Origin of the sequence: Schleiferilactobacillus shenzhenensis LY-73, assembly GCF_000469325.1 — a bacterium.
GTDB lineage: Bacteria > Bacillota > Bacilli > Lactobacillales > Lactobacillaceae > Schleiferilactobacillus > Schleiferilactobacillus shenzhenensis.
In genome coordinates this window covers 2,411-16,648 of the sequence record NZ_KI271593.1, presented here as the reverse complement: position 1 = coordinate 16,648, position 14,238 = coordinate 2,411, and the positions used below count along the sequence as shown (strand labels likewise).

At 56.0% G+C, this 14,238-nt stretch carries 9 protein-coding genes; 3 read left to right on the top strand and 6 right to left on the bottom strand.

Annotated features, from left to right (window positions below; genetic code table 11):
• Positions 1-154 precede the first annotated feature (154 nt).
• The 5 genes from L248_RS09355 to L248_RS09335 form a co-directional block, all read right to left on the bottom strand.
• The gene (locus tag L248_RS09355) at positions 155-382 is read right to left on the bottom strand and encodes a hypothetical protein (protein WP_155828618.1); all 228 of its coding nucleotides are present in this window, start codon (positions 380-382) and stop codon (positions 155-157) included.
• 16 nt (positions 383-398) lie between these two features.
• Entirely contained in the window at positions 399-2,033 is a 1,635-nt protein-coding gene (locus L248_RS09350; protein ID WP_022529955.1) for a glycoside hydrolase family 13 protein, read from the bottom strand.
• Between the two features lie 2 nt (positions 2,034-2,035).
• Complete coding sequence (locus L248_RS09345) at positions 2,036-3,823, bottom strand: glycoside hydrolase family 35 protein (protein ID WP_022529954.1); 1,788 nt, start codon at positions 3,821-3,823, stop codon at positions 2,036-2,038.
• 136 nt (positions 3,824-3,959) lie between these two features.
• On the bottom strand, positions 3,960-6,971 hold the full coding sequence (locus L248_RS09340) for a WxL domain-containing protein (protein ID WP_022529953.1): 3,012 nt from the start codon (positions 6,969-6,971) through the stop codon (positions 3,960-3,962).
• A 297-nt stretch (positions 6,972-7,268) separates the two neighbouring features.
• Positions 7,269-9,350, bottom strand: a complete 2,082-nt coding sequence (locus tag L248_RS09335; RefSeq protein WP_022529952.1) for a hypothetical protein — start codon at positions 9,348-9,350, stop codon at positions 7,269-7,271.
• Positions 9,351-9,620: 270 nt separating this feature from the next.
• Here L248_RS09335 and L248_RS09330 point away from each other — a divergent pair, with 270 nt between their 5' ends.
• Together L248_RS09330 and L248_RS09325 are read left to right on the top strand one after the other, a co-directional pair.
• The gene (locus tag L248_RS09330; protein ID WP_040535993.1) at positions 9,621-10,646 is read left to right on the top strand and encodes a glycosyltransferase; all 1,026 of its coding nucleotides are present in this window, start codon (positions 9,621-9,623) and stop codon (positions 10,644-10,646) included.
• Between the two features lie 18 nt (positions 10,647-10,664).
• Complete coding sequence (locus L248_RS09325; RefSeq protein ID WP_022529950.1) at positions 10,665-11,711, top strand: glycosyltransferase; 1,047 nt, start codon at positions 10,665-10,667, stop codon at positions 11,709-11,711.
• Positions 11,712-11,897: 186 nt separating this feature from the next.
• On the opposite strand, the gene L248_RS16090 is transcribed toward L248_RS09325, so the two are convergent.
• Entirely contained in the window at positions 11,898-12,590 is a 693-nt protein-coding gene (locus L248_RS16090; protein WP_040535990.1) for an SLAP domain-containing protein, read from the bottom strand.
• A 265-nt stretch (positions 12,591-12,855) separates the two neighbouring features.
• Between L248_RS16090 and L248_RS16085 the strand changes: the two genes are divergently transcribed.
• The coding region (locus L248_RS16085) for a hypothetical protein (protein WP_051999967.1) at positions 12,856-14,238 on the top strand (1,383 nt) is incomplete at its 3' end.

The following is a 14,238-nucleotide window of genomic DNA, read 5'->3' as shown; positions in this document are numbered from 1 at the left end:
AGCCGGGTGAAGAGTGCCAATACTACCCCGCCCTTCGCTGGCCGATCCTTCTGAGCATCAACAGCAAAACCAAATCCAGCCAGCAACAGCCAGGAACCAGATGCAGAATGCACACTTTCCTGGCTGTTTTTCTTTTGTGGGTGATTACCCAGAGTCAGTAGTATCGCTTCATTTCAACGGGGACGGCAGGAACATCCGGCGAGTCGTCGGTGATGTGCAGCATTTTCGTATAGTGCTCGTCATGCTCGAAGTACGTGTCATACGCGATGCCCTCTTTAATGCGATAGTACCGGCGACCTTTGACCAGCTTACTTTCGATGGCCGGGGCACGGCCCGACGCAGGCATCCAAAATACGGCCGCAACGCCTGAATGATCAGGCACTGCGGCGGTGTTCCCGCTATTCTTGCAGATATACTTTCACTTCGTAGGGGCGTAAGGCCTCCCCCGCGTCGTCAGCATAATTGCTTTGCAACAGACGGCCGCCCTCTGGCGCAGCGGCTTCGGCCCGGTTTACCGTTTGGTCCGTAAAGTTGGCGGTCAGACACAATCGCTGACCATGATCGCGGCGTTCATACGTCCAGACCGCTTCATCCTCCGGTGCCAGCAGCGTGTAATCCCCGTACGTGATGATGGGATATTCCCGCCGCAAGCGATTCATTTCCTGGTAGAAATAGAACACAGAATCCGGGTCGGCCAAGGCAGCCGCCGCATTGATCTCAGGATAACGGTCGTTCAACCCGATCCACGGCGTGACGCCCGTCGAGGTGAAGCCGGCGTTGGCCGAATCATCCCACTGCATCGGCGTCCGGGAATTGTCCCGGGAATTTTTATGCATGGCGGTCAGCATATCCGCCGGAGTAATTTCTTCCTGGTCCACGACTAATTCTTGGTAGGCATTGAGCGTCTCAATGTCCCGGTAATCTGCCAGCGACGTGAAGTTGGCGGCGTTGGTCATCCCCAGTTCTTCGCCCTGATAGATATACGGCGTCCCCTGCTGGTAATGAAGCACGGCCCCCAGCATCTTGGCCGAGCGCACACGGTATTCTGGCGTATCATTGCCGAAGCGGGACACCACCCGGGGCTGGTCATGATTGTTCCAGTACAACGAATTCCACGCCTGCCCATTCAGCGCTGTCTGCCACCGGCTCATGATCGCTTTCAGGTCAGAAAGGTGCCACGCCCGCGGCTTCCACCGGCCATACTCGGGATCCAGGTCGATCCCCATGTGGGCGAACTGGAAGACCATGTTCAGTTCGTGAGTGTCGAATCCAGCAAAGCGCAGCGCCCCTTCTGGCGTCACCCCAGGCGTCTCGCCCACGGTCATAATGTCGTAATGGCTGAGTACTTGCTGGTTCATTTCTTCCAAATACTGGTGGACCTGATCCTGACTGCCGTGGGCCCCAGGCACGCTGAAATCCTCAGGCTTCGAGATGAAGTTGATGACGTCCATGCGGAACCCGTCGATACCCTTATCCAGCCACCAGGTCATCATAGTGTAGATGTCTTGACGCATCGCCGGGTTACGCCAATTCAGGTCAGGCTGTTTCTTGGAAAACATATGCAGGTAATACTGCTGGGTCCCTTCATCATAAGACCAGGCGCTGCCTGAGAAAGACGATTCCCAATCATTGGGCAGCCCGCCGTTCACCGGATCCCGCCAAATATAGTAGTCCCGGTACGGATTATTCCGGGATGAGCGGCTCTCGGCGAACCAGCGGTGCTCGTCCGAGGTGTGGTTGACGACCAAGTCCATAACGATCTTCAACCCCCGCGCGTGGGCTTCGGCCAAGAGCGCGTCGAAGTCCGCCATCGTACCGAAGTCCGCCATGATGCGCTCGTAGTCGCTGATGTCATACCCATTATCGTCATTGGGCGACTGATACACTGGACTGAGCCAGAGCACGTCCACCCCCAGCCGCTGCAGATAATCCAGCCGCTGGCGAATCCCGTTCAAGTCCCCGATGCCGTCCCCATTACTGTCCTGGAACGACCGGGGATAGATCTGATAGACCACTGCTTCTTGCCACCACATGGTTACTTCCCCTCCATCTTGACGGCGCGACTGCTGAAGCGCAGTTCAGAAATGGGCCGCCCTTCCGTCTCGAACACAATGATTTCGTTCTGCCCCTGCTTCAATAAATCGTAAGGCACGTACATCGTTAAATCCGGGCCAATCTCCCAGAAACGGCCGATGTTGAACCCGTTGACGAAGATGACGCCCTTGCCCATCTTGGCGATGTCGATGAAAGTGTCCTGGGGTGCCTTGTCAAGGGTCAGGGTAAACCAGTAAAACGCCGGCTGATGCGGCGCCCAGTCCTGGTTGAAGTCCACCCCTGCCGGTGTTTGCAGCGGCAGTGAATAATGGCGCCAGTGAGCAATATACGCCGAGTCCTGGCGAATGCCCCCGCGAATCCCCCGCCGCTGCAGGGGCGAGATCATCTCGGGACCATAATTGATGCGCCCTTGGTTTTCAGAAAGGACCTGGACATGCATGTCCGCCGTCGGCACGGTAATTTTCGTGCTGAACGCCTGCAGGCTGAACCCGCGGGTGGCTTGCCACGTGTGGTTCAAGAAAAGCTGCAGCCGGTCGGTACTATCCTGGATCGTTAGCCGAGATTCTTCGGCCTGGCGGATCGGCGCGACACTTTCGTACAAAACGTAGCCATAAGCCTGATGCAGTTCCTCCATCGTCAGCGGCTGATCACTGACGACCGGGTCCGGCGCCAGCGTGGGCAGTGTATTGAACAAACTGACCTTGTCTCGCAACGGTACCGTGGGATAGGCCGCGGGCTGGGTGACGATCGGTGCCGGCAGTTCGCCGGCCAAGCCCTTTTCTTCGATGACCTCGCGCAGCGCAGCGAACTTCTTGTTCGGGTTGGCATCTTCGGTCAGTGGACCATCGTAATCGTAAGCCGTCACCTGGGGGTGGTAGCCGTCTTTCTCACTGTAATTGGCACCATTCATGAAGCCGAAGTTCGTGCCGCCGTGGAACATGTAGAGATTGATGCTGCCGCGATCCAGCACTTGACCGACTTCGCTGGCCGTCTCTTCGGCACTGCGGCGCACGGGCGGCTTACCCCAGTTGTTGAACCAGCTGTCCCAGAATTCCATGCACATCAGGGGATACTCCCAGCCGGGGTGATGGTCGGCCATATAGTCATCCAGCTCGGCGAAGCTCCCAGCGGCGTCGGAGCCGAAGGTGAGCGTCTCCGTGACCCCTTGATCGATGGCGTTGCCGTCCGCAATCATCGGCTGCCACGCCCCATCAGCGGTGAACAGGGGAATGTCGATGCCGTTGCGGCGAATCAGGTCGATATGGTCTTGCAGGTACCGCTTGTCGTTGCCGTAGGAGCCATACTCGTTTTCTACCTGGAGCATCAGCACCGGCCCGCCCTGGGTGTACTGATAGGGCGCAATCTTCGGCAGCAGCACGTTGAAGTAGTCGGTAACGGCTTGCATATACTGGGGATCTTGACTGCGGACCCGCTTGGTCGTGTTCAGCAGCCAATAGGGATAGCCGCCGTATTCCCATTCGGCACAGATGTAGGGACCCGGCCGCAGAATCACGTACAAGCCCTCGTCCGCCGCCATTTGGATGAACGCCGGCAAGTCGGCGATCCAGGAGAAATTGAACTGTCCCTGCTCCGGTTCGTGGAGATTCCAAGGGATGTAAGTCTCCACCGTGTTGCCGCCCATCGCCCGCAGGTTATGCAAGGCCTGGCGCCATTTCCCTGGCGTGGTCCGGAAATAATGCAGCGCCCCCGAGATGAGTTTCACCGGCTGGTCGTCAATATAGAATTGGTCACGAATGTCGAATTTCACGTTAGTACTCCCTTCCGCTGGGCAATATTGCATTGAGTATACCGCAATTGGGTTGTGAAAGCAGTATCATTTTGGGCTGTTGGGCAAAGAAAAACCGCTCCCGCAAATACCGGGAGCGGTTCATCATCACTTTTCTCTACAACCCATCACTCAGCGTCCACACCATCGTCCCGGTGTACTGCCCGCTGGCGACACTGCTCTGCTGGGGAATAATCATCTGAATCCGACCGCTGGGCCAGGTCATGGTGCCGCCGCCGCTGTTGGCCGCGGCGTTCCGGGCGACGATCACCGGGGTACTGGTCCCGTTCATCACCAGCGTGGCGGCTTGACTGGCGGCGTTACTGGTCTGATTCGGCGCGACTGGCAGCTTGATCTGGGCACCGACGATGGTGTTGGTGCCATTTCTCAACCCGTCACTGTTGGCTACGCTGAGGGTCCAGTTGTTGCTGCCGGGAATCAGGCTGCCCCGAGCGTCAGCCACCGTGACGCTGAACTGGTTGGTGGTTGTGGGACTGAGGCCGCCGGCGCGCGTCGCTTCACCCACGGCATGCTGGCCAAAGTTCAGATTGGCCGGATTGAGGGTCAGGCTGAGGTAGGCTTGTTTCTTACCGTAAATGAAGGCGACGGTCTGCTGGGGACTGGCCGTGTCGGGTACCTGGTAATACAGCGTCGGATTTGCGGCCGCAGCCGCCGTGGCGGTGCTGTACCCGGTCCAGGTACTGCCGAGGGGTGTACCGGTCTGGGAACCATCATAGGCATAATAACCGAGGTAGGCATAGTCCCCAATGGCCGGTGCCGGACTCTTGCCCCGAGTGCCGGGATAAACGATGGCTTGGCTGGCGGGTAAGGCTTCGTCGATGGTATCCCCCAGGTAGCCGGTGACAGACGACGGCGGCCAATCCTCAGTGATGGGGCCGTCCGGGTGAACGTTCCGAATGGGATCCATGGTCGTTACGGTACCCGCAGCGTTCTTGTGCTGCAAGTCCCAGTAATAGAAATTGGCTTGACCCAGCTTACTGGCAGGCAACGCGCCGTACTTCGGCACATAGTTGTTCATATCCATGGCGGTATAGGGTGATGGCAACGGGGTATTGGCTGCCGCATCCGGGGCGTCAGTCGTACTGGCTCGGTAAAAGTAACTGCTGGGGAGCGCGGTGCCCGTACTATCCTGCTTATCGTTATACGGTGTGATAAACGTTGAATGATCGTATATGTAGGCACTGTTCCCCAGCTGAAGCGGGTATGCGGCACTGCTGCCCGCCTGCCCGGCCACCAACCGAGCGGTCTTAGTACCGTTGTACTGAAGGGTGAACGTCACTTGGCGCGATGTACCCCGGGCAATTGTGGGAAAGTCGATCACCAGATACTGGCCGACTTTCTTCACGCCCGTGGGCGGATTGACCAAGGTCAGGGCATCGGCGATACGGTCCTTGATCTGGGGTGTCTCCCAAGCCACGGGCCCGCCATTGGTATTGCCCGTACCGGTGCCCGCGGGATTCGTCAGCGTCGCCGTCACCTGTACGGTACCGCCCGCCGCCACATTGACCGCGCTCGCGCCGCTGCCGTAGGTGAACGCCACGGTCGGCTGAACATCGGTGCGGCAATAGACATACGAGACGAAGGTGATTGGTGAAATATCAGAACCGGCGTGGGCGGTATATTGCCAAGTACTGCTGGTGGCCTGAATATCGCTGGCAGGCACCTTCTTCGTGTGTTCTGTACCCGCGGAATCGTATTGGGTAATCAGAATGTGAGAAAGCTGTCCCTGAAAACCGTTGTAATTAGCGAGGGGCCCAATCGTTGTCGGACTGCTGGTCACATACGTCCCATCGGTCTGCAGCGCCGTGATACTTTTAGCCCGGCTCAGGTCGGAACCATTCCCGTCGGTTTGCCGCACGATCAGCGTGGGAGCCTCAGGCGTATACGATCCGGACAAGTTGCGAATAGCATGAATCGCCTTGGCCCAGCCGGTGGAGGCCAGGATAGCCAATGCATAGTACCGCTGTGTCCCGGTACTGCCGGCATAGTTGGGGTCAACCAGCTTTTTCTCGTTTTCAGAAAGGGTCCGAGTCCAGGTCAGACTGCCGAGAGAAACACGTAACTGGTAAGTCGCGGCCGTGTAGTGCATCGTCATCGGCACCCATGTCTCTTGGGAACCGTTCGTGAGATTCAAGTTTGGCACGTTGGTTCCTGTACCGTTCAGTTTTTTTGTCTCTGCCCCCTCATCAGAAGTGGGATAAGTCAAGTACCCGGTAGCGTCAGTCTTAGTGAAGGCGCCAAACGGTGCGTGGGCGCCGGAATCATTGTAAATACTGCGATTAATCGTCCCGTTCAACGCATCATTCGTCCCCGTCGTGAAGACCGCATCACCGTTGCCGTAAACATCAAGGAGACTGGTTTGACCTTTGCTTGAATCCCACCCCGAAACGTGGGACTGATCGCCATAATAGGTGCCCGGTATCTGGCCTGAAGAACCGGTAGTCTGAGGACTGCTGCTTACGTTGCCGCCAAACGCCGAGGCGCCTTTATTGAGGAACCAGTTATTCGTATCAATCTTGAATCCCATCGCATTCATTAAATCAGAACTGCCCAAATAACCGCCGCTGATGCCCAGGGCATACAAATCCTGGACGACGCCGTTATGTGCCTCAGTGTACGTGGGATGCAGGGTAAAGCCGATCCCGTCCCCTGTGTAACCCGACGCTTGTGAGACTTGCTGGGCGCGGACCTCCCACGCAAAGTTGAAGTCCTTGGTCATGTCGATCCGCGTATTCAGGGTCACGGCCCCGACTTGGGATTGGGTATTCCCGTCTGTCAGGCCGATGTTGCTCCAATTCCCATTCTGGTCCGTGGAGATATAGGGTATGTAGGTTTGACTATTGTTCACGGTACCCGTCGGTGTGAAATAATTTTGAGCCGTTTGGGGATTGATTTTGACGACCCCCATACCGGCCGTATCCTGCGGCGCGCTGAGTGCCATCACCTGGCGGTTGACCGCCGCCAGGGTGCTGCCCAAAGGCGGCAATCCACTGTCGGCGGGTGGCGCGGCCCCGGCATTGCCCACTGCATAATAAGCCAAGAAAAGAAACGCGCCGACAAAGGCCAGTATGGCCCACCACTGGCGGCGTATCGTTGTGTTATTCTTCATATACGTTTATCCTCCCAAGCAAACCCGCGATGCAGAGCCCCAGCAAAATTCCCACTTTTCTTTGCATTATTGCGAATCTGTCCACGTTGTTATTTTATCATGGGTGAAATTGGTTAAACGGCAATTATCACAACAATTGTTTATTCAAACTGGATTTATTGAAAGAAGCCGGTCCCTCCCCGTTGACTTGGATGGGCATAAAAAGCCGTTCGCATGAAGGTCTGCGAACGGCGGATTACCTTAGAATTTTTATTCTGTCCGCCCCCCAAAAAATTGCTTGGAGACGGTCCCCTTTCTTCACCCCACCTGTTCTGCCAACGTCGCCAGCACCAGCTCGGGCTTGGCGTGGTTGCTGAAGGAATACAGCAGCTTGGTGCGCTCGCCCACATTCTCCTTCACTCGGTTGAACATCGAGTGGTTGAGGTGGGCGGTGTTCAGCAGGACTGCCTTAGCGTTGCGGGTGATGTTCACGTCGTAACTGAGGTAATCCGTGTCGAAGAAGCGGGCTTCCGGCAGCAGGGCTGCCAGCCGGGACTGCCACTTCTTGTAGCCGCCGATGACGACGACGGCGGGATCGTTGAGAAAAGCGACTACCTTCGCCACCGCCGCCTCGTCATACTGTTCTTCCCCGCCGCCATTTTTGATGGCCGCGGCCAGCCGTTCCTGCAGGTCGGCATTGGCCTTCTGCAAGGTCGTGATCTCCGTCTCTTGGTCCTGATTCTCCAGGACGAGCCGGTCCCGTTCAGCGGCTGCCCGGCCGGCTTGGTCATTCAGGGTCGTCAATTCTTGCACCCGGTTTTTCAGCTGCTGCTCAGTCTCTTGAGCAGCGGTGAGCTGGGCGCGCAGCGCCTTCAGTTGGTTGTCTTTCTCAATGTCTGGCACCAGGGCTGCCCCTCCCATCTTGTCGGTATTGGCGACAATTCCACTGAGGAGCTTGTTGTACTGGTTCAGTCCATGCCCCAGAACGACGCGGAATATCTGGGCGAGGTGAATGAGCATCGTGAACTTTTCTTCCGTCGAAAACGGCATCGCTGCAGCAGTGATACGGGTCCGGTAGAGCGCATCGATGGCTTGGGCGTTCGCGACGTCCGCTGCCGTGATCTTCTCGTTGCGGAGCAGGGCGACGACATCATTGTATTGACCGGTATAGTCCACCAGCAGCTGATGGAACACATCCAAGACAGTCTCATCAGCGGTGGGATGCTGCGGGTCGGCAATCGTGGCGTAACGGAACAGATTGCCCAACTTAGCATTCTCGGTGAGTGCCGTAAACACTGGCGCGGCGGCATCCGGTGCGGAAAGACTCGTTGCTGCGGGATCGCCATCTAGCGGTGCGCCATCGATCGTTAGCAGCGGCAGGTCATCGAGGAGCTTGGCGATGGGGGCATAGCGCAGTGCCGCAATGATATTACTGTAGACCTGGCCGCTGCTGTTATCGTTGATCAAGACGAGGTGCCAATCCCGTTGTGCCGGCAGCGCCAGGAACGCGTACAAACCGAGGATAGCCAACGCTTCTGCCCGGTAAGTCACAGCGAGTACGGACGGTCGGTTGGGATCACCCTGTGTCGGCGCGAGTTCTGCCAAGTAACGGTCATACAGATCCGACAAATCAACGACATAGAGCCGCTGATTGAGCATTGCTGCCTCCAAGGCCATCTCTGCCGCAATACCTCCTGGCAGTCCCTCACTCAGAGGATTAACGCCGTGGTGGGATAGGGCTCGGTACGCCTCATCGACGGGAGCTTGCAATTCCTTCAATGGTTTGAAGTTGATCCCAGATTCTGCCATGGCCGCAACGGATAGTTTGATGTATCGCGTCATACTGGGGGCCAATGTTTCAATGAGCACGCTGAGTGCCGCCATGGCAGGCGTGTATGCGCCTGGATCTTCGGTCAGCAGCGTGTCGGTCAGGGCGGTGATGACACTATACACTTGGGGCAGGTGACTGGCCTGTTGTACATTTGCCGTGAAAGTACCGTTACGCACTAACCTGTCGAGATCCTTCAGGGTACTTTTCCGACGCAACTTGCGGGCGCCCAGTGTCGCGGCCACCGGCTGGGTCTTCAGCCAGCGACCGTACCGGGTGTACTTGTCGTTGTTCTCGACAATGAGCTTGACAAGCGAGAGCTGGCCGACGCCCAGGAACAACAGGGCAAAGTTCTCTTTGCTCAACGTCCGGGAGCGCATCTGCGGCATCGCCTTGGAGACATCTCGCAACGTGATACTGGTCTGCTCGCTGATCCCGATAAGTGTGTTCAGATTCGTGACGTACAAGTTCCCGACCTGGGCCGGATGATCTCGTACGGCCTTCACGAAGCCCTTGTTGCCAAGAATTCCGGAGGTCAAGTGATCGAGTCGCTGCTTCAGCTTTTTATCCATGGATTGCAGTCTTCTTTCTTGTTGGTTCCATTGTAGAGTCCGTCGGGGAGAAGGGCGGCGGGGATGCTTACCTTTTTTCTGGACAGGTATCATGGATACTGTACCATGCGCGTGATTCGTATGGGCTTCACATTTTCGTGAATTGAGTCGCCGCGTTTGAAAAAAATGCTCAGGGCTTCTACTGTCATCTTGACCCACGAAGATGCCCAGTTCGTTCCCACATGGTAAACTTAAGTGTCAGCAAAGATTGACAGAAAGCCAGGTACGGCAATGACAAATTGGATTACGCGGATGATTGAAGTCCCCACGGTCGACGCCACGTCTTCAGCCCGCGACGATGTCGCCACGATTGGCCATCGAGTGGGTTATGACTACATCAACATCTACCGGTATAACGGGGATTACGAATCAGACCAAGCCGTTGATTCGCGCATCGATGGCATCACAGCGGCTGTCTCTGGGGACGACTATTTGATTCACCAGTATCCCACTAATAACGGCCCGCGCTTTGAGACTCGCTTCATCGATCGCCTCAATTGGCGCGGTACCAAGATCATCATTTGGGTGCATGACGTCGAATCTCTGCGCAACCAATGTCCTGACGGTTTCGATGAATACGCCTACTTCAATAAGGCCGCCGCACTGATCGTCCCTAACCCAGCTACGGAGCAAGTATTGAAGGCCCATGGCGTGACAGTACCGATGGTCGCCCATTACATATTTGATTACTTGGATGACACTCCCTTGCCTGCACCCGCGGCGACCCGCCAATTGGTTTTCGCGGGCAACCTGGACAAGTCGGCTTTTTTAGGGGATTGGACACAATCCGTCCCAGTGACCGTGTTTGGCATTGCTAACGGCGGCCTGGCAGATAAACTCGCAGCTAATCCTCAGATCGATTATCGCGGTGCCCTTTACCGCAATGAATTGAATGCCGCACTGGGCCAAGGACTGGGCTTAGTCTGGGATCTTGACTCGGCCTACGGCAATTTCTTCACTTACACGAAGTACATTAATCCGTACAAGCTAACGCTCTACCTCAGTCACGGACTGCCGGTTATCGTCTCCGACGAGGCCGCGGTAGCGCCCTTCGTGACGGCTAATCACCTCGGCTTCGCCGTCCATGCCATCGCCGACATCGACGGTTTGCTTGCGGCCCAGTCGGATGATGATCTGAAGAAACTCACCGCCCGAGTCGTCCGTTTTGCCGCCCTTTTGCGAACAGGCAGCTTTACCCAACGCGCCTTGCTGGCCGCTCACCAAGTCGTCGCATTCGGCACTGTCCAGTACGATTGAAGAAAGGATTTTCTCATTATGCGCAAATGGATCTCAGACATCATTCAAGGGGAATCTGCGGACGCCACTTCCCAGGCCAAAGACGATATCACCGCTATTGGTCAGAAAAACGGCTACGAGCCATTGCATATTTTCCGCTACAACAGTGATTACGAATCCGACCAAGCCATCGCTTCCCGGGTCGACGGGATTACGGCTGGCGTCGCCCATGGTGACCTGGTCGTCTACCAATACCCGTCCCTGGTCAGTCCCCGTTTCGACACCGTCTTTGTCACTCAGATGCGGGCGCGGGGCGTCAAAATTGTGCTTTTGATTCACGACGTCGAAGTGCTGCGAGGAACCAACCAGGGCAATAGCGTGGACGAGATTCCCTACTTCAACTCCGTCGATGTCTTGATCGTTCACAATCCGATCATGGCGGAGAAGCTGAAGGAACTGGGGGTAACCACGCCGATGGTCTCCCAATATTTGCTGGATTACTTGGATGACGACCACGACTGGCACCGCTTTTTTACAGAGCCGGATCAGTTTACCGGAGACCTGTTTCTGTCTGGCAATCTGTTCAAGTCCAGCTTTCTGACAGATTGGCATGAAGAAACCCCGATTACAGTGGTCGGCGTGGCTGACGAGGGAATCATGCAGGGCCTGCGGGACAACCCGAAGATCACCTATCCGGGCGCTTACAGCCGTTACGATCTGATCAACCACCTGCCCCGGGGGTTCGGCTTAGCCTGGGACAGTGATTCAGGCATGGGTCAATACGGCAGTTATACTCGGTACAACCACCCGCATAAGGTGTCCCTCTACCTCTCCCACGGCATGCCGGCCATCGTCTGGGATCAGGCAGCCGTTGCCCCGTTCATCGAAGCCAATCACTTAGGTCTGACGATTAGCAGCCTGGATGACCTGGACGTGGTCCTGCCCAGCCTGACCGCCGACACAATCAATGATATGCTGGCCCATGTTAATGACATGGGAGTCCTCCTGCGGGATGGATACTTTACCGCGAGGGCCTTGTCAGCCGCTGAAGAGAAAGCCTTTGTGGGTAAGATCCAATACTCATGAGCGATCAGAAAAGGCGTGTTGCCGGTTTCTTTTGAGAAACCGGCAACACGCCTTTTCGTTTTAACAATATAAAAAACTGGGCGGCGTCATCCCCTTGTTGGGAATAATACCACCCAGTTTTTCTGACTCCTGTTGCTTGGTGTGGAACCGTAGTGTTACCTCACACCTCAGTGACAGAAGTTTCGGTTAGTCGTCGAAGTGGACGCTGAGTGCGCTGATCCATTCATGACCGCCCACCAAGTACCAGAGGCCGTCACGAGAAGCGGCAATGTCAGCGACCTTCCACCGGGTATTGGTGCTGAGTACCCGATAGGTCGGCGAACCGCCTGGAGCGTCGTACAGCATCGCACCCTGGTCGCCGTTCACCGTCGCCACGGAGTGATCCAGCGGAACAGCCCGGTTAATGTGCTGCCCCTCAGTCACGATGGCATCCGCCCGAACATATTGGTTACTGCCCAGGTTGTACCATGAATGGCCATCACTGTCTGTCACTTGGCCGAAAATCTGCCATGACGTATTATCGCCTAGCATTCGGCTTGGTGACGCATTACTGCCGAAGCCGTTGTACAACATGACCGAACCAACAATGACACCGCTCGTCCGAATGGAGTTGAAGATGCCAATATCATTGGCCTTGACCCACAGATTGGTCCCCACGTTGTAGTACAGGATACCGTTGGTTACCTTGAACAGGTTCGTCTTCCACTTGGTTCCGGCAGAAAGGATACGGCCGGACACCACAGTGCCATCGTTTGCGTACAAGGTCGCCCCTGCCGCATTGGACACCGTCACAATGTAATGCTGACTGCGTGATTCACCGTTCAGCATGGCATCGGAAGCCCGAATCCACTGATTTTGACCAATGTGGATCCACGTCACACCATTCACTACTTTCGTCCCAGTGGACTGTAACGACGTATCAAACTTCAAGGTCTGACCAGTGGGATTGCCGGCATCGTCATAAACTGTCGCTGAATCAGCGGAAATAACGGCGACACTTTGGTTGCTGTTGGATGATGACGCGGAGTTGGACGCACTGGCAGATGCTGAAGCACTACTGGATTCGGAATGACTCGTTGATCCCGAAGTCGAAGCACTGCTATGTGACTCAGAACTAGAGTTACTTTCTGAATCGGATGCAGAAGTGGATTCACTGCCTGACGCAGACGTGCTGGCGGATTCAGAACCAGAACCGCTCATTGAGCCGCTTTCTGATCCAGAAGTCGAAGCACTGGAAGAACCGCTCTCTGAACCAGACGCGGAATTGGATTCACTGCTTGATGCAGAAGTGCTGGTGGATTCCGAACCGGAACCGCTTGTCGAGCTGCTTTCTGAACCTGAAGTTGAAGTGCTCGTCGATTCAGAAGCAGATGTACTAGTGGAACCACTCTCTGAACCAGAAGCAGATGTGGATTCACTGCCCGATGCAGAAGTGCTGGCGGATTCAGAACTGGAGCCGCTCGTTGAACTACTTTCTGATCCAGAAGTCGAGGTGCTTGTTGACTCGGAAGTCGAGGCACTGGTAGAACCGCTCTCTGAACCGGAGGCGGAAGTGGATTCGCTGCCTGATGCAGACGTGCTGGTGGATTCAGAACTGGAGCCGCTCGTTGAACTGCTTTCTGATCCAGAAGTCGAAGTGCTGGTCGACTCGGAAGTCGATGCGCTGGTAGACCCGCTCTCTGAACCGGAGGCGGAAGTGGATTCGCTGCCTGATGCAGAAGTGCTGGCAGATTCAGAACCAGAACCGCTTGTCGAGCTGCTTTCTGATCCAGAAGTCGAAGTGCTTGTTGACTCGGAAGTCGATGCACTGGTAGAACCGCTCTCTGAACCGGATGCAGACGCGGATTCGCTACCTGATGCAGAAGTGCTGGTGGATTCAGAACCGGAGCCGCTCATTGAGCTGCTTTCCGATCCAGAAGTCGAAGTGCTTGTTGACTCGCTGCCTGACGCTGAGGTGCTGGCAGATTCAGAACTGGAGCCACTCTCCGAGCTGCTTTCTGATTCAGAAGCAGAAGTACTGGTCGACTCGGAAGTCGAGGCACTGGTAGAACCACTCTCTGAACTGGATGCAGATGTGGATTCGCTGCCTGATGCGGACGTACTGGCAGATTCAGAACCACTCGTTGAGCTGCTTTCTGAACCAGAAGTCGAAGTGCTTGTTGACCCGGAAGTCGATGCGCTGTTAGAACCGCTCTCCGAACCGGATGCAGATGTGGATTCACTGCCCGATGCAGAAGTACTGGCGGACTCGGAAGCCGACGTTGATTCACTTCCAGAGGCACTGCCTGATTCAGAACCTGATGCACTCGTGGAGTTGCTCTCTGAACTAGAAGCCGATGCAGAATTGCTCGTTGAAGTGCTTTCCGAACCAGAAGCAGAAGTGCTGGTGGATTCAGACGTTGAGGCACTCGTCGATGCAGAGGTTGACGTACTGCTTGATTCAGAACCAGAGGCACTTGCCGAGCTGCTTTCAGAACCAGAAGCCGAACCAGATTCACTGGCTGAAGTGCTTTCGGAGCCAGAAGCG

Coding starts and splice junctions, on each gene's coding strand:
- L248_RS09350 (WP_022529955.1), bottom strand. CDS start 2,033: ATGTGGTGGCAAGAAGCAGTGGTCTATCAGATCTATCCCCGGTCGTTC.
- L248_RS09340 (WP_022529953.1), bottom strand. CDS start 6,971: ATGAAGAATAACACAACGATACGCCGCCAGTGGTGGGCCATACTGGCC.
- L248_RS09335 (WP_022529952.1), bottom strand. CDS start 9,350: ATGGATAAAAAGCTGAAGCAGCGACTCGATCACTTGACCTCCGGAATT.
- L248_RS09330 (WP_040535993.1), top strand. CDS start 9,621: ATGACAAATTGGATTACGCGGATGATTGAAGTCCCCACGGTCGACGCC.
- L248_RS09325 (WP_022529950.1), top strand. CDS start 10,665: ATGCGCAAATGGATCTCAGACATCATTCAAGGGGAATCTGCGGACGCC.